The sequence below is a fragment of the Bacillus cereus group sp. MG16 genome, from assembly GCF_040459875.1.
GTDB classification, from domain to species: domain Bacteria; phylum Bacillota; class Bacilli; order Bacillales; family Bacillaceae_G; genus Bacillus_A; species Bacillus_A paranthracis.
In genome coordinates this window covers 3,489,559-3,506,876 of the sequence record NZ_JARVHE010000001.1, presented here as the reverse complement: position 1 = coordinate 3,506,876, position 17,318 = coordinate 3,489,559, and the positions used below count along the sequence as shown (strand labels likewise).

Below are 17,318 nucleotides of genomic sequence, written 5' to 3'. Positions count from 1 at the left end.
GTAGGAAGGGGAGAAATATGGGGAAGTACGTTGCTTGTTTTGATATTGGAGGAACTTTTATAAAATATGCAATGATTGATGAACAAGGAATGGTACATGAACAAGGGAAAATAACAACACCAGTACAAAATCAAAAGAAAGAAATTTTGTATCGCATTTGTGAAGTAATATATGAGTTTGAAAAGAGCTATAAAATTCATTCTGTAGGTGTATCATCGTGTGGGATTATTGATAATATCAAGGGGGAAGTTCTGTATTCTGCCAATATTTCGGGATATAGCGGTACAAAAATAGCAGATTACATTTATAGTGAGACAGGGTATGTGGCGAGTATTGAAAATGATGTTCGTTCAGCTTGTCTAGGTGAAATGTGGAAAGGAGTAGGGCAGGGGAAAGAACATATTGTTTTAATCACACTTGGAACCGGAATTGGTAGTGGAATCATTATAAATGGCAAAATGCTTCAGGGAGTGAAAGGATTAGCAGGAGAGCTTGGTCATATGATAATTGTTCATAATGGAGAAAAATGTAGTTGTGGCGGAGAGGGATGTTATGAGAGATATGCATCGACTTCGGCATTGATTCGTCAGTATAAAGAAGCATCAAAAATTCAAGGGCTAGAGATAGGTACAATCACAGGTGAAGAAATTATAGAACGTATGTACAGAGGAGAACGATTGGCAAAGGATGTATATGAACAGTTTCTACAGTATGTTGTTGCTGGTTTAGTAAATATTACTTATATATTTAACCCCGAATTAATTATTATTGGGGGAGGTATTACAGAGCAAGGTGAACCATTTTTGAAACAAATTCAAGAAAGGTTCCATGACAAAATAATGGATATCTATCAAAATAAGGTGGAAATCGCTTTAGCATCATTACATAATGATGCTGGTGTATATGGAGCTTGTTATGTAGCGTTGAATCAATGTGAGGAAAAGTCAATGAATATATAATTTTAGAAGATATTTATCGAGAATAGTTAACACGTAGAGCTTTTTATTTTTAAACAACCATTATCTTGTTTATATATCAGCTGATGGTTGTTTTTGTTTGAAATATTAATAGGAATATACATTTGTTGATGATGTGCTATAAAGTATGTACGGATGTGATTTATCAGTTCGGTTCTCGATTTGAAGTATAAGTCAAAGGGAATAGAATTATGAAGAAATTACCAAAAGTATGGTAAGATAACATTGTCATACAACAAGGGGGATTTGTTTTATGGAACATGGATATCTTGCTAAAGTAAATGTAACGAAAAGAATTGAATCGAAATCTAAGTACAATAAGAAACTTGAAAAATATCAAAGGCGCTTATTAGCGTTGCAACAAATAGTAAAAGAAGAAAAAATCGCAGTTATGCTCGTTATGGAAGGCTGGGATGCGGCTGGAAAAGGCGGAGCGATTAAACGAGTGACAGAGCACCTTGATCCGCGTGGGTTTCAAGTAAATCCAATTGGAGCACCGGCACCTCATGAGAAACGGTACCATTACTTGCAACGTTTCTGGCGGAAACTACCTCAGTACGGGCAAATTACTATTTTCGATCGCTCGTGGTACGGCCGCGTGTTAGTTGAGCGTGTTGAAGGGTTTGCTACAAAGGAAGAGTGGACGAGAGCGTATGACGAGATTAATGATTTTGAAAAACTATTAACAGATGATCATTATATAATCGGGAAGTTTTTCTATCATATTAGTAAAGATGAACAGTTAAAGAGGTTTAAGGATAGAGAGAACAATCCTTTAAAAAGATGGAAAATTACAGATGAAGATTGGCGTAACCGTGAAAAATGGGACGAGTATGTTGAGGCAATGGAAGACATGTTTGAAAAAACAAATAAGCCTAATGCAAAATGGCAAATAATCGCGAGCAACGATAAATTATACGCACGTTTGAAAACGTTGAAAGTGATTATTTCGTTAATTGAGGATTATTTTGTAGAGCATGGTATAGAATTGCCTTCTTATTATTATGAAATGAAAGAAGGTAAGACGGAAGACTTTGAAACGAATCAAGATGTAGTTGTAAAATAGTACAAGGTTTACATATGAAATATAAAGTAGAAATACCCTGTAATTTTGAACAATAAAATTACAGGGTGTTTTTTATTTAGAAACATTTTACAAATAACAGAATAAGTTATATAATCAATAATCATATTAATATTGTTAATATGATTATTGATTATATACTATGTGGGGGTCTTATTTTGAAAGGAAGAGATGTTGTTTTAGGTTTATTAATGGGAAAAGAATTGTCTGGTTATGATATTAAAATTGTGTTTGAAGATGTATTTACTCATTTCTTTGATGGAAGTTTTGGGATGATCTATCCAACGTTACGTCAGTTGGAAAAAGAGGGGAAAATAAAAAAAGAAGTTGTTATGCAAGAAGGGAAACCGAATAAGAAAATGTACTTTATTACAGATGCAGGGCGTGAAGAGTTTTATCAATACATGCAAACGGACGTAGAGAAAGATGTTTTACGTTCAGATTTTTTAATGAGGATGTATTTCGGTAATTATAGCGATGATCAGGCGATAAAAAAATGGATTAAGGACGAAATTGAAAGGAAAGAAGCATACATTGCGGATCTACGTCTGAAATATGAAAAGTGGAGAGAAGGTATTACTTTTGTTGAGGAAATTTCACTCGATGTAGGTATCGCATCGTATAGTGCTCAAGTTGAGACATTGAAAAGAAAACTAGAACAATTAGAAGCAAAAAACAATAAAACAGAAGAATGAAAAACACGTTCACAATAAATAAAGGGGTGGATGAATATGGAGCAATCAAAGGGTATTAAGATTGTCCTTTTAATGTGTTTAGGTATATTTCTTTGTATGATTGATACGACAATTATGAATATAGCTTTACCGGCGATACAAACGAGTGTAAATACTTCATTAGAAAAGATGTCTTGGGTATTAAATGTTTATACAATGACAATAGCTGTACTCGCTATCCCACTAGGGCGGATAGCTGATATTTTTGGGAAAGCAAAGATGTATATTGTTGGTTTGATTATTTTTGGTGGCGGGTCAGTACTGTGTGCTTTTGCTAATACGGGCGATTTTCTTATCTTTTCTCGCTTTATACAAAGTGTAGGGGCAGCGGTTTTATTTCCAACTAGTATGGTAATTGGTGTATCAGCTATGCCGTTAGCTAAGAGGCATGTTGCACTTGCAATTTTAGGCGTAACACAAGGTCTGTCAGCTGCGATGGGTCCAGTAATAGGTGGAATTATTACACAAAATTTCGGTTGGAGATGGGTGTTTTTCGTAAATGTTCCAATTTGTATTCTTGGAATCATTTTATGCTGCATTATGTTACAAATAAAAAATGAAGAACGTATCATCTCAAAAATAGATTGGGTAGGACTACTATTAAGTAGCTTAGCAATTTTTTCTTTTACTCTCGTATTAGTAAAAGGAAATACATGGGGATGGCAAAGTAACATAGCCTTGTCTTGTTATGCAATTAGCACTATTTCTCTTATTCTATTTGTTCTAGTGGAACGAAAGGTTCATAATCCAATGGTGAATTTAAATTTATTTCGAGATCGAATGTTTGTTGGAGCATCTATCGTTGTTATATTAAGTAATGTATTTTTAATTGGAGTTACTGTATTGCTTCCGACGTTCTTGACGAAAATACAAGGTCGAACGGAAATTGAAGCAGCTTTTTTAGTAACACCTGTTTCAGCAATGATATTTTTTGTCTCACCAGTTGCAGCAACTTTAATTAAAAAACTCGGAAAAGTAACTATTATTTTATCAGGCTTTCTTGTGATGGGCTTATCTTATTATTGGTTGCAAATGATTGATGTTAATTCAACAAATATAGAAATTATTATTCCATGTATGATATTGGGTGTTGGGTATGGTTTAGTAGTAGGTCCAATTACAGTTTTAAGTGCTTCTTCGTTTGAAGGGGAATTATTAACTGCTTCTCAAAGTGTCGTGTCAATGTTGCGGCAAGTAGGTATTGTTTTAGCGGTCGCAATATTTGTATCTAACTTAACTCACAACTTAACTGTAAATAAAGAGAATGTATATCGTTATGCAGAAGAAAAGGTGCGTAATATTCATGTAGGTAATACTCAGCAAGCGGAGATATTACAAATGACAAAAGAAAAAATAGAGAATCAAAGTATAGAAACGAATGTAGAAAAGCATCAAAATGAAAAATTTGTAGGGTTACATAAAGAGAAAAAAGACGAATTAATTCACCAAAAAGTAGATGAAGTGTTAAATGCTGTTCCAGTAGAATATAGAGATATAAAAAGAGAAGAAGTTATGAATCAAGTGACAAATGAAGTTGAAAAACAAGAGGAAAGTATAAAGAAAGAAGTACTCGCATTTTCGAATGATGTAAACCATTATGCTAAGAGTCAGATGGCGATGAGTTTTACAGATTTATATAAAGCGAGTGTGCCAATTATTTTAATTTGTGCTTTAGTAAGTTTGTTATTTTCGGAAAGAAAGGTTTTGAGTAAAAAGAAAAGTGGAAGAGTAGTAGAGGAAGTGTAAAGAAAACAGGCTAATAGCAGCCTGTTTTTTGTTTTCTGATTACATATTGTGAATGGTAGAATTTTTAATATAGCATGAGAGAAGTCGAGTTTGGTTAGAAAGTTTTTTAGAATGAAAGAGAAGAATGGAAAATGGCATTGAATATGTAACGTTAAACATAGTACATTAACAAGAGGGTTTAATTTTAAAGGGAGGATGAGGAATTGTTAGATAGGGCGGGGGCTTTAAAAAGTAATCGAATGTATACAGAAGAAGAACAACGAAAATTATACAAAAGAACATTAATAATCGTAAGTATTTCACAAATGTTCGGCGGAGCTGGGTTAGCTGCTGGGATTACAGTAGGTGCACTTCTTGCGCAGCAAATGCTTGGGACAGATGCATTTGCAGGTTTACCGGCTGCTATGTTTACGATGGGATCTGCGATAGCGGCTTTCTTTGTTGGGAAGTTATCGCAAAAGTATGGTCGCCGCGTAGGGCTTGCAGCGGGTTTTATAGTAGGTGGACTAGGGGCTATTGGAGTTGTATTGGCAGCTTTAATAAATAGTATTATTCTTTTACTAGTTTCTTTACTCATATATGGCGCGGGCACAGCTACAAATTTACAAGCGCGTTATGCTGGAACGGATTTAGCGAATAAGAAGCAAAGAGCAACTGCCATTAGTATTACGATGGTAATGACGACTTTTGGTGCAGTCGCAGGTCCAAATTTAGTAGGTGTAATGGGAAGGTTTGCTCATTCAATTGGAATTCCTGAACTTGCTGGCCCATTCATATTATCAGCGGCGGCGTTTATATTGGCGGGTCTTGTCCTTTTTGTTATGCTACGTCCAGATCCGTTACTTATTGCTAATATGATAGAAACATATAAACAAGAGCATACATATAAAGGGCAACCAGTAACAGAAGAAGCGAAAGAAAATAAAAGAGGCATTACGGTTGGAGCTATCGTAATGATACTTACACAAATCGTGATGGTTGCAATTATGACAATGACGCCAGTTCATATGGGGCACCATGGTCATGCTTTAAGTGCAGTAGGTCTTGTAATTGGTTTTCATGTAGGTGCAATGTATCTTCCATCTCTCGTTACAGGAATATTAATTGATAAAATTGGCAGAACTACGATGAGTATAGCTGGAGGAGTAATCTTATTAGCAGCAGGTGTCATAGCTGCGATAGCGCCGAGTGATTCTTTAATACTATTAATCGTTGCTTTGTCTTTACTCGGATTAGGGTGGAACCTAGGTTTAATCAGTGGTACTGCTCAAATTGTTGATGCAACTATACCTTCCACACGTGCAAAAACACAAGGGAAGATAGATGTGTTTATTGCGTTAGCTGGAGCTTCTGGTGGAGCGATGTCAGGAATGGTAGTAGCGAATTCAAGTTATGCGGCATTGTCATTAGCTGGAGGAGTGTTAGCTTGCATGCTGATTCCTGTTGTGATATGGTCTCGAAAAGGAGAAAGAAATTAAAGAAGAGGTTCTAGTTATTGACTAGAACCTCTTTTTCATGCATTTAACTTAAATCCCACTCCACAATAAGACCTAAATGTGTAAGACCACCACCAAATCCGTACAGTAAAAGTGTGTCTCCGTTATTTAATTTCCCTTCTTTTCTAGCTAAATCTAGAGCGAGTGGAATAGAGACAGAAGATGTATTCCCCATATATTCCACGCTCGTTAATGTTTTTTGTATTGGAATTTGAGATTTTTCACAAATAGATTCAATCATGCGTAAGTTAGCGCTATGAGGAATGAGCCAGTCTATATCATCTTTTTGCATATTTGCAGTATGTAATAGTTCTTTTATACCTGCTGGCACCGTACGTGTTGCCCATTTATATACTTCTCTTCCATTTTGAACGATTTTTTCATTTGTTTGCAGTGGGGTGTCATTCATAGTAGTAGATAAGTTTGTTCTATATAGATGAATACCGCCGTGCCCATTTGTGCCCATATGATACGCGATAAAGCTTGGTTTGTTTTCATCTCTTTCTAATAAAATAGCTCCAGCACCATCGCCAAATAAAATGCAGGTCGTTCTATCGGAGTAATCAGTAACTTTTGATAATGTCTCTGTCGCTACGACAAGTACTTTTTTATGTGATCCAGAAGTAATCAAGCTATTACCGACGTGCAAGCCATATGTGAAACCAGCGCAAGTGGCATTTAAATCAAATGCCATTGTATGAGGTATGTTGAAGTATTGTTGTATTTGGCAAGCAACACTAGGGAAAACGTAATCAGCAGTAGTAGTAGCGACAATGATACAGTCGACATCTTCTAAGTTTTTCTTATATGTTGTACATAAATTTTCAACTGCTTTAATGGCTAAGTTTGAGGCGTATTCATCTTCGCTAGCGATTCTTCTTTCCTTCATTCCTGTTCTTTGTACAATCCATTCATCATTCGTATCGATCATTTTTTCTAAATCATGATTTGATAATATTTGTTCTGGAACATGAGTACCAATTGCAGTAATACGGGATTTAGAATTCATAGGAACAGCTCCTAACTTTATTTTATAACCTGATACTAATATCAGGTTATAAAAATGTCAATATAGATTTTTAGTGTATTGAACGACTTAGCTTACTATGGAGGAATTTAGCGAGTGTTGTAAAAATAATATACGAGAAGTTTCTAAAATTGATAATGAAAGGAGTTGGGCTCCTTGAAAAGAATTTTACGTATGTTGCCTTTTGTCATTATTTGTAGCTTTATTTTTATTATTTTTCCAGAGAAATCTTATGCTTGTGATTGTATTAACGTATCAGCAGAAGAGGCTTTTCAAAAAAACGATGTAGTGTTTGAGGGACAAGTAATTGAGGTTGGAAGGAAAGAAGGAGGTGGAATTGAAGTATTATTTGAAGCGAAGAAAATTTGGAAAGGGACAAATTCTTCGCAAATTATTGTATATACAAATGGTGGTGATTGTGTGTTTCATTTTGTGGAAGGAGGAGAGTACTTAATATATTCTTCTCAAAGAGGATCTGAAAAACAATTACACACAAATAGTTGTAGTGGAACGAAGAGATTAGATGAGGCAGGGGCGGACAAAGTGGCTTTACGTCAAATTGCAAAAGAGTCTGTTCCAACGAAGAAAGTGGATTTAAAAGGGGAGATGGTGAGCGGTTTCAGTTGGTGGCAAGTTGCTATCATTTCCATTTGTCTATTATTAATCATTGTTTTTGTTGTGAGAAGAACTCGCAAAAAATGACGATTAAAGTAAATATATAAAGATTTTCTTTCTGTTTCTATAGGTGGTTTAATCTTGTGAAAGCGAATTACTTATGCTACACTTTATGTAACTTAAAATGAACGGAGGGCTTCCTTTGATCTTAATCAGATTACGTCTCAATACTTTGTGCCAATAATTGAATAGCGCTCAAAGGCTCTGTCTGTGTGCAGAGTGAACGGGATTGGTCTGCCTATTTTAAAGGAACCCTTTATTAAGCTTATATGTGAAAAAGAGGGAGGGACGAATATGCCCTCTTTTTGTTTTGCCTTTATAAATAGAATGGGATTGTATAGGTGAACACTTATAGTGGATACGCATACGATCTTGGGACTTTTTAACTATGAGATAGGATGAAAGCACAACTTTCTTCTATATCTTTGGTGAACCCTTATCCGTTTACGAAAACACAGGCAGCGACCTGTGTTTTTTATTTTACGTAATCGAAATGGAGGAATAAATATATGGAAGAATTATTACAAAGAGCAGTTTTAGTTGGAGTAAATTTAGGTAATGAGGATGATTTTGCATATTCGATGGAAGAGCTAACGAATCTTGCAGAAGCTTGTGATGTAGAGGTAATTGGACAAGTGACGCAAAATTTACAACGTGTAAATCCATCCCATTATATTGGAAAAGGAAAGATTGAAGAAGTAGCAGCCTATGTAAATGAAGTAGGTGCGAATATGGTCATCTTTAATGACGAATTATCGCCTTCTCAAATTCGAAATTTAGAAGCAGATTTAGATTGTAAAGTAATTGACCGTACCATATTAATTTTAGACATTTTTGCGCAACGTGCGAAAACGAAAGAAGCGCAGTTGCAAGTAGAAGTGGCCCACCTTCAGTATATGATGCCTCGTTTAATTGGTCTTCGTGAATCGTTAGGAAGACAGAGCGGCGGTGTTGGTACGAAAAATAAAGGTGTCGGTGAGAAGAAATTAGAGTTGGATCGTCGTAAAATTGAAGAACAAATTTCAGTTTTAAATAAAGATTTAGAAGCTCTTGTTGCGCAGCGTCAAACGCAGCGAAAACAACGTAAGAAAAATGAAATTCCTGTTGTAGCATTAGTAGGTTATACGAACGCGGGAAAATCAACGACGATGAATGCGATGCTTGAAATTTACAATGGTACAGAAGAAAAACAAGTATTTGAAAAAGATATGTTATTTGCAACGTTAGAAACATCGGTGCGAAATATTGATTTACCAGATAACAAATCATTCTTATTAACAGATACAGTTGGATTTGTAAGTAAATTACCGCATCATCTTGTGAAAGCATTCCGTTCAACATTAGAAGAGGTAGCAGAAGCAGACCTACTTATTCATGTTGTAGATTACGCAAATCCAAATTATGAACAGTTAATTGATATTACAAATGAAACGTTAAAGAAAATTGGAGTAGAAAATATCCCAACAATTTATGCTTATAATAAATCAGATATGGTAGATGTTGAAATTCCGAAAGTACAAGAAGACCGTGTTTATTTATCAGCGAAGAAACACGTTGGAATTGAAGAACTTGTAAAAATGATTCGCTCACACATCTATAAAGAGTATACGAAGTGTGAAATGTTAATTCCATATGATCAAGGACAGGTAGTTTCTTATTTCAATAATCATGCGCACGTTCTATCTACGAGTTATGAAAACGAAGGTACGAAACTAGAAGTAGAATGTAAGACGAGCGATTACGAAAAATATAAGCGTTTTGCAATTTAATAAAAAAGGCGATCCTAATATGTTTTAGGATCGCCTTTTTCTTATTCTGTAATAGAGGACCATTTATAAGAATAAATTCCTGCAAATGGACGAACAACAACACCTTTTACGGTTGGACGTTCTAAATATACAAGCCCTGATTGGAAGATTGGAGCGATAGCTGCATCATCTTCAAGTAAGATTTTCTCAGCATCTTGGAACGCTTTCCAACGTGCTGGTAAGTCAGTTACTAAAGTAGAGCTCGTTTTTTCAATTAATTCGTCGTATTGTTTGTTTGAGTAACTCATCTTATTAAACGGTCCGTCTGTAACGAACATATTTAAAAATGTTGTAGGATCAGGATAATCTGGTCCCCATGTAGAAAGTGAAATGTCATAATCACCATTTCCTTCACGATCTAAAAATGCTTTTACTGGAAGTGGTTGTAATGTGATTTTTAATCCAGGTAAGTTTTTCTCCAGCTCACCTTTTAAAAACTCACTAATTTTTTTATCGTTAGACTCATCTGTTGTTATGATTGAAAGAGAAGCGTTTTGTAAATTTGTTTCTTTTTTCGCAGTTTCCCATAGTGTTTTAGCTTCTTTCACATTTGTTTCTACTTTTACATTACTTGTACTGCGAAAATCTTTATTGTCAGGTCCTTTTACGAATCCTTTTGGAACGAATGCATTCGCAGGTATAGAACCATTGTTTAAAATCGTTGTTGCGATTCCTTGTTTATCAAAAGCAAGCGAAATAGCTTTACGAGCATTTTTGTTTGCTAATAAAGGGTTCTTTTGACTAAATCGGAAAAATGTCACAGAAGGACGTTCCATTTTCTTTAAGCTTGGATCTTTTTGATATTTATCAACAAACTCTGAATTGATCGTAATACGGTCTACTTGTTTACTTTCAAATAAATTAACAGCTGTTGAAGTATCTTTTATGATATTTACATTAATTTCATTTAGCTGCACATTTTTATTATCCCAGTAGTTCGGGTTTTTCGTCATTTTGTAACTTGTATCATGTTTCCATTCACTTAATTGGAACGGCCCATTATAAACTACATTTGCAGCTTCAAGCCCGTAATTTTTCCCTTGCGCTTCTACTATCTTTTGGTTTTGAGGATAAAATGTTGCAAATCCCATTAAACCTAAAAAGTATGGAACAGGGTGTTCTAACTGTACTTCAAGAGTTTTATTATCAATCGCCTTTACTCCAAATGAATCAATTGGCAATTCTTTTTTATTTATTTTTTCAGCGTTTTTAATATCGAACATAATATGTGCGTATTCAGAAGCAGTTTCTGGATTAACGGCACGTTTCCATGCATATTCAAAATCATGGGCAGTTACTGGATCGCCATTTGACCATTTTGAATCGTGTAATGTAAATGTATATGTTTTTCCGTCTTCGCTCAGTTTGTATGATTCAGCTGCTGCAGGAACAGGTTTATTGTCAGGACCAGGCATATATAATCCTTCCATTACGTTGTTTAATGCAGCGTAAGAAAACCCATCGGTTGCGATAGATGAATCAAGTGTAGAAATTTCCCCAGCTTCTACAATGTTTAACACTTGTTTCGAAGATTCTTTTTTCTTCTCTCCGGTAGTTGTTGCCTCTTGTTTTTGACCACATGCTGTTAAAAACATAGATAATGTGATTGAGAGTGCAACGATTCCCTTTGTTTTTTTCTTCATAGTTGTCATCCTTTCCTTCATCTCTGCCTTAGTATAAAAGAAAATATAGAAAATTTCTATAAATAAATCCGATAAAACGTATAGAAAAAATGTATTATGTAAGAAGTGATATTTCTGGAAAAAGAAATGAAACCAGTATAGAATAGAAATGTTTCAAAAGTCAGAATTTATTACACCTACTGTAATAAATATATATATTTTACAGAAAGGAGAGATTCACATATGCAGGCAGTTTCGCAAAAAAACACAGTGGAAACACCGACAATATATCGAATATTATTTGCGATTAGTTTCGGTCATTTTTTAAATGATTCGATGCAAGCAGTTGTGCCCGCGTTGTTTCCTATTTTGGAAAAAACGATGAATTTATCCTATATGCAAGTAGGGTGGATTGCGTTTGCGTTAAATATGACATCATCGATTATGCAACCGGTTTTTGGTATGTATTCGGATAAGAAACCGTCACCATTTTTATTACCGCTCGGTATGTTTTCGAGTATGCTTGGGATGATTGGACTCGCGTTTGCACCGAACTTTATTATTGTTATTATTTCTGTTTTATTTATCGGATTGGGTTCCGCAGTCTTTCATCCAGAAGGAGCTCGAGTTGCTTATATGGCAGCTGGTGCAAAGCGAGGTTTAGCGCAAGCGATTTATCAAGTGGGAGGAAATACAGGGAATTCTCTAGCTCCTATTTTTACAGCATTAATTTTCGTTCCACTCGGTCAAATTGGTTCTTTAGGTTTTACAGCCTTTGCAGCGGTAGGAATAGTGCTATTAATTTTCGTATCAAATTGGTATAGGAATGAATTAGCGACTGGTGCTGTGAGAAGAAAAAAGAGGGCTGCGCTTGAGGCGGAAAATGCGATTGTCAGCACACATATTAAATTTGTTATTTTACTTCTTGTGTTTCTTACTTTTGTACGATCTTGGTACGGTGCAGGTATCGGGAATTTTTATCAATTTTACTTAATTGAGCATTACGGTTTATCTATAAAAAATGCCCAGTATTACGTATTCGCGTTTATGATTGCTGGTGTATTAGGAACTTTCTTTGGTGGTCCACTAGCAGATCGATTTGGAAAGAAAACAATTATTGTATTTTCAATGCTAGGTTCAGCGCCACTTGCACTTTTATTACCTCACGTTTCGCTCGTGTGGGTCGTACCGCTATTTTTATGTATCGGTTTTATTAGTTCAAGTAGTTTTAGTGTAATTGTTGTTTATGCGCAAGAGCTTGTTCCTGGAAAAGTAGGAATGGTATCTGGATTAATTGTAGGGCTTGCGTTTGGACTCGGCGCTTTAGGATCTGTAGTCCTTGGGAAATTGGCTGATATATATAGTCTACAATTCATTATGTTACTATGTAGTTGTCTACCATTAATTGGACTCACTTCTTGGTTATTACCAAGTGATAAGAAAACGATAGAATAGGGGATGCGCTATGAAATTATGTGAAAACGTAACAGAATTAATAGGAGATACACCTGTCGTCCGATTATCTAAATTTATTCCAGAAGACGCAGCGGAGGTGTATGTCAAACTAGAAATGTTTAATCCGTCGCGCAGTGTGAAAGACCGCGCTGCTTATAATTTACTGCACGCTGCAGAAGAAAATGGTCTCATCAAACCAGGAGATACAATTATTGAACCGACAAGTGGAAATACAGGAATAGGCTTAGCAATGAATGCAGCCGCAAAAGGATATAAAGCGATTTTAATTATGCCAGATAATATGTCAAAAGAGCGTATAAATTTATTGAAAGCATACGGAGCAGAAGTAGTTTTAACACCGGCAGAACAAAGGATGCCGGGAGCAATTGCAAAGGCGTTAGAACTGCAAAAGCAAATTCCAAATAGTTTTATTCCGCAACAATTTGAAAATCCAGCGAATCCAAATATTCATCGTTATACAACTGCACTTGAAATTTATGAACAAATGGATGGAGAGCTTGATGCATTCGTAGCAACAGCAGGAACTGGTGGAACGATTACTGGGACTGGTGAAACGTTAAAAGAGAAACTACCAAATTTATATGTTGCAGTAGTAGAACCGAAAGGATCTCCTGTTTTATCAGGCGGTGTTCCGGGTCCTCATAAACTAGTAGGAACAAGTCCAGGGTTTATCCCGAAAAACTTAAATACGGAAGTGTATAACGAAATTATTCAAATTGCAGACGAAGAGGCTTTAACGACAATGAGAAACTTAGCTAGACAAGAGGGGTTATTAGTTGGGCCGTCTTCTGGTGCTTCTGTTTATGCAGCAATTATGATTGCAAAACGATTAGGCGCTGGTAAAAAAGTTTTATGTATTGCACCTGATACAGGGGAGCGTTATTTGAGTATGGGATTATTTGAATGAAAATGATAGAAACCCCTTAATGGTGAAAGAGAGCTATTAAGGGGTTTGTTGTAGGTTATTTAGAGAGGAGAAGCACAATGAAACTATTAAAACCAACATATGAATATAGCAAACATATTATGGAGTATCGCGATGCGTTTTTACATGCTGATGAACAACCACACGGCAGTAGTTCTTTACAAAATTTTGATTCTCTCGATGAATGGTTTGAAAAAGTGAGTATACAAGAAGCGGGAGAAAACTTACAAGGTAATCGAGTACCGTCTAGCCAATTTTTAAGTTTTGAAAAAGGGGAACTTATAGGTTTTGTAAATATTAGACATCGACTAAACTCAGAATTATTGCGGGAAAGTGGTCATATTGGATATAGTGTCCATCCAAATAAACGTCGCCAAGGTTACGCTACGAAACAACTACAATTTGCATTGGATGAAGCACAAAAATTAGGATTGCAGAAAGTGTTAATAACTTGCGATAAAGCTAATATCGCTTCGGCTAAAACGATTCAAAAGGTTGGCGGTGTGTTAGAAAATGAAGTAGTTTCTTCTCATACTGGGGAAATTGTACAACGTTATTGGGTAGAAATATGATGTAGTGGAACTTTGAAAAGGGAATACAATGTGTAATATCGAAATAAATAAATGAAGTAAGGCTGTAATGCAATTATAGGGGGAAATGAAGTGGGATTAAAAGAGAAAGTAATAGAAATGTCAGAGATTTATAGGAAGAACCCAAAAGTGGAGGCTATTATTTTAGCCGGTTCAGTAGCTAGAAAGCTAGAAGATGAACATTCAGATATAGAACTACATATTTTATGGTCAATGCCACCAGAGAATGAGGATCGTAAAGGGCCTATTAACTATATTGGTGGAACAATTTTGTCATATCATCCTTATGAGGAAGAAGAATGGTCGGAAACGTATTTGACGAAAGAAGGAATTAAATTAGAGATTAGTAACTTTTTAACAGAAACAGTAGAGAAAATGATTTCGGATGTGGTGGATCAATATGATATAAGTTATGAAAAACAATGTATTGTATCATCCGTGCATGACGGTGTTAGTTTGTATGGAGAAGAGAAAGTACATGCATTAAAAGATAGAGTGGTAGCATATCCAGAAAATCTAGCGAAACGGATGATTTCAGAAAATCTTTGGTTAAGCAATCGCTGGCATAATCGAGAGGCGCTTTTAAAACGAAAAGATTGGCTTATGCTATATGATGTTATTTGTGAAGCACAAAGGAATATATTTGGGGTCTTATTTGGTTTGAATAAAATGTATGTACATCACCCAGCGTTTAAATGGATGCCATATAATGTGGAACGAATGATTATTAAGCCTGAAAACTTATATGAGCGTATGACGAATACGTTAATAGGGAAACCGGAGTATAGTGTACAGGAGTTAGAAGTGTTAATCGAGGAGCTATTACAGTTAGTAGAACACCATGCTCCGGAATTACATATTGCTGAACAGCAAAAACGTATGCAATATGCGAAGTAAGAAAGAAGGGATGTAACAATGCGTTACATCCCTTCTTTTTTTATTTAATTAATTTACCTAGTACGGGTAATCGTTGAATCTTATCACCGAGAATATGTGAAGCAAGTCCACTTGTTAATACGAATAAAAGGTAAACAATCCCTCCTGCAGCGCCACATATAACGACAATGAGAAGTGATTCGATATAAGATTGTCCAGGAATTAACCATGTCAAAATTGCTTTTAATGCCATCACAACAGCAGACATTGCTGCTGAGTAAATTGTAATAAGAAATACTGTTTTTGCTGTTTCGTCAATTTTGAATTTCGCAAACTTAACGATGCAGTATAACATAATAATATTTGAAACGAGGTATCCAAGAATGGTTCCAAGTACAGCACCGTGTCCGCCAAATAAATGTAAGAGCGGTGTATTTACTACAACTTTAACGAGAATCCCGGCTGAGAATGCAATCATTGTTTTTCTTTGATAATCGATTCCTTGTAAAATAGCTGCTGAAACTGTGAAAATCGCACTTAATATAGCAGAAGGTGCAAATGAAATTAAATATTGTGATCCACCAAGTGCGATTTCATGATTTACATAAACCATGCGGAATGCATCGTAAGCGATGCTAGCAAGACCAAATGCAGCCGGGATCGTGAAGAATAACAAGACTTGAAATATCTTTGAAATTTGTTCTTGTAATTCTTCTAATTTCCCGCTTGTATAAGATTTCGTTATAGCCGGAATGATCGTTAAGGAGAATCCAGTTGCAAGTGAAGCTGGAATCATAATTAACTTTTGGGCATAGTTCGTTATATAAGCGAAAACTGCATTTGCTGTTTCTAACGGCTCTCCCATCGCTCTAAGGACATCAGCTACAGTATATTGATCTACTAACGTGTAGAGTGGAATTGCGATGCCGACAAATACAATTGGGATGGCATATCGAAGTAATTCTATATAAATATTTTTTAATGGAATATTGGATGCTCTTGATTTTAATTCACCTTCGGGAGGTTTTAACCCATTATATTTTTTCCAGTACATCATTAAAATAGAGACACTTGCAAGTGCTCCGATAACAGCTCCAAACGTAGCAACTGCAACAGAAGAGGCTACGGAACCTCCTAATAGTTTTGAGACGATAAAGCTACCAACTAAAATGAAAACAACGCGTGCAATTTGTTCTACGACTTGAGAAACAGCACTTGGTTTCATATGTTGAAATCCTTGGAAATAACCACGTGTCACACTCATAGCTGGTACGATAATAAGTGCAAAACTTAATGCTCGCATCGTAAGTGTTACGTCAGCGATAAATTGTGGATCTGGCGTTTTCGAGCGAATAATAAATTGTGATATGTATGGTGCTCCAATAAATAAAACTAAAAACCCTAAAAATCCCATAAATAACATTAATTTTACGCTAGAGTTGTATAATTTTTTGCTTGTACTATAATCACCAAGCGCATTATGCTTTGCAACGAATTTGGAAACGGCAATAGGGATACCGGCAGTTGAAAAGCTTAATAAAATTCCGTACCAAGAGTATGCATATCCATATAAAGCGACCCCTTGTGTTCCGACTAATAGTTGAAAAGGGAAGAAGTATATAAAACCTAATATACGTGAAATCATTGTTGCGCCGCTTAATAAAGCAGTTCCTTTTAAAACTTTTGAAGTAGACAAAATTCTTTCCTCCTACTCGTGCTGTCTTACGTTTATCGTATATTACTATAAACCTGTTAGAGTAGTTAATATAGTATGGAACATAAATATTCTAATATTATTCACTTAAAAGTCATATTTTACATTTTCAAATAGAATGTAATACGTAAAAATTCAAAATATAAGTTGACACTATTTTTAATGTGTGATAAAAATGATAGTAATCAATTCGGAAAATAATATTTGGGCAATGAAAGGGTATAGTAGTGAATATCTCCCTATTACAGAGAGCTGATGGTTGGTGTGAATCAGTATATAGATTATTCATGAAGTTCGTCCTGGAGCATCTTTCATAAATCTCACATTATGAGGAAATGAAAGACGGTAGTTTATACCGTTATCAAATAAAGTGGTGAAGATTGTTTCACAACTAGGGTGGTACCGCGATATTTATCGTCCCTACGTATTTACGTAGGGACGTTTTTTATTTAGGTCTTACTTTGTTGTGGCTTCATAACTAGGGTGGTACCGCGATAATTTATCGTCCCTACGTATTTGCGTAGGGACGTTTTTTATTTAGGTCCTAACTTTGGTGTATCTTCATAAC

Annotated in this window: 14 protein-coding genes and 1 other annotated feature; of the genes, 11 read left to right on the top strand and 3 right to left on the bottom strand. The window is 35.5% G+C overall.

The features are described from left to right. Positions 1–17: 17 nt before the first annotated feature. The 5 genes from QCI73_RS18070 (at position 18) to QCI73_RS18050 (ending at position 6,019) form a co-directional block, all read left to right on the top strand. Positions 18–959, top strand: coding sequence for an ROK family protein (locus QCI73_RS18070; RefSeq protein ID WP_062822334.1), 942 nt, complete (start codon positions 18–20; stop codon positions 957–959). Positions 960–1,230: 271 nt separating this feature from the next. Then, positions 1,231–2,043 carry a polyphosphate kinase 2 family protein gene (locus QCI73_RS18065; protein WP_061130804.1) on the top strand — a complete coding sequence of 271 codons (813 nt, stop codon included), beginning with the start codon at positions 1,231–1,233 and terminating at the stop codon, positions 2,041–2,043. A 176-nt stretch (positions 2,044–2,219) separates the two neighbouring features. Continuing rightward, positions 2,220–2,756, top strand: a complete 537-nt coding sequence (locus QCI73_RS18060) for a PadR family transcriptional regulator (RefSeq protein ID WP_353823481.1) — start codon at positions 2,220–2,222, stop codon at positions 2,754–2,756. 36 nt (positions 2,757–2,792) lie between these two features. After that, complete coding sequence (locus QCI73_RS18055) at positions 2,793–4,541, top strand: MFS transporter (protein ID WP_353823480.1); 1,749 nt, start codon at positions 2,793–2,795, stop codon at positions 4,539–4,541. A gap of 203 nt (positions 4,542–4,744) precedes the next feature. Beyond that, positions 4,745–6,019 (top strand): MFS transporter, encoded by a 1,275-nt coding sequence (locus QCI73_RS18050; protein ID WP_353823479.1) that lies wholly within the window; start codon positions 4,745–4,747, stop codon positions 6,017–6,019. Between the two features lie 43 nt (positions 6,020–6,062). On the opposite strand, the gene QCI73_RS18045 is transcribed toward QCI73_RS18050, so the two are convergent. Then, on the bottom strand, positions 6,063–7,046 hold the full coding sequence (locus tag QCI73_RS18045) for a ketoacyl-ACP synthase III (RefSeq protein ID WP_262725340.1): 984 nt from the start codon (positions 7,044–7,046) through the stop codon (positions 6,063–6,065). Between the two features lie 174 nt (positions 7,047–7,220). Here QCI73_RS18045 and QCI73_RS18040 point away from each other — a divergent pair, with 174 nt between their 5' ends. Continuing rightward, positions 7,221–7,766 carry a cobalamin biosynthesis protein CbiN gene (locus QCI73_RS18040; RefSeq protein WP_327923152.1) on the top strand — a complete coding sequence of 182 codons (546 nt, stop codon included), beginning with the start codon at positions 7,221–7,223 and terminating at the stop codon, positions 7,764–7,766. 482 nt (positions 7,767–8,248) lie between these two features. Continuing rightward, entirely contained in the window at positions 8,249–9,508 is a 1,260-nt protein-coding gene (gene hflX / locus QCI73_RS18035) for a GTPase HflX (RefSeq protein WP_044790464.1), read from the top strand. A gap of 41 nt (positions 9,509–9,549) precedes the next feature. Here the strand turns inward: hflX and QCI73_RS18030 are convergent, their stop codons facing one another. Beyond that, a complete protein-coding gene (locus tag QCI73_RS18030) occupies positions 9,550–11,190 on the bottom strand; it encodes a peptide ABC transporter substrate-binding protein (protein WP_353823478.1) in 1,641 nt (546 codons plus the stop codon). Positions 11,191–11,412: 222 nt separating this feature from the next. On the opposite strand from QCI73_RS18030, the gene QCI73_RS18025 reads away from it, so the two are divergent. From QCI73_RS18025 to QCI73_RS18010, 4 genes are all read left to right on the top strand, one after another. Further along, positions 11,413–12,624: an MFS transporter gene (locus QCI73_RS18025; protein ID WP_353823477.1), complete on the top strand. Its 1,212-nt coding sequence runs from the start codon at positions 11,413–11,415 to the stop codon at positions 12,622–12,624. A gap of 10 nt (positions 12,625–12,634) precedes the next feature. Beyond that, positions 12,635–13,552, top strand: coding sequence for a cysteine synthase A (gene cysK, locus QCI73_RS18020; RefSeq protein WP_353823476.1), 918 nt, complete (start codon positions 12,635–12,637; stop codon positions 13,550–13,552). 77 nt (positions 13,553–13,629) lie between these two features. Beyond that, positions 13,630–14,142, top strand: a complete 513-nt coding sequence (locus QCI73_RS18015; protein WP_353823475.1) for a GNAT family N-acetyltransferase — start codon at positions 13,630–13,632, stop codon at positions 14,140–14,142. Between the two features lie 90 nt (positions 14,143–14,232). Next, a complete protein-coding gene (locus tag QCI73_RS18010; protein ID WP_353823474.1) occupies positions 14,233–15,057 on the top strand; it encodes a DUF4037 domain-containing protein in 825 nt (274 codons plus the stop codon). Positions 15,058–15,097: 40 nt separating this feature from the next. On the opposite strand, the gene QCI73_RS18005 is transcribed toward QCI73_RS18010, so the two are convergent. Beyond that, positions 15,098–16,732 carry a putative polysaccharide biosynthesis protein gene (locus tag QCI73_RS18005; RefSeq protein ID WP_353823473.1) on the bottom strand — a complete coding sequence of 545 codons (1,635 nt, stop codon included), beginning with the start codon at positions 16,730–16,732 and terminating at the stop codon, positions 15,098–15,100. 220 nt (positions 16,733–16,952) lie between these two features. Continuing rightward, positions 16,953–17,175, top strand: a binding site (T-box leader). The last annotated feature ends 143 nt before the right edge of the window (positions 17,176–17,318 follow it).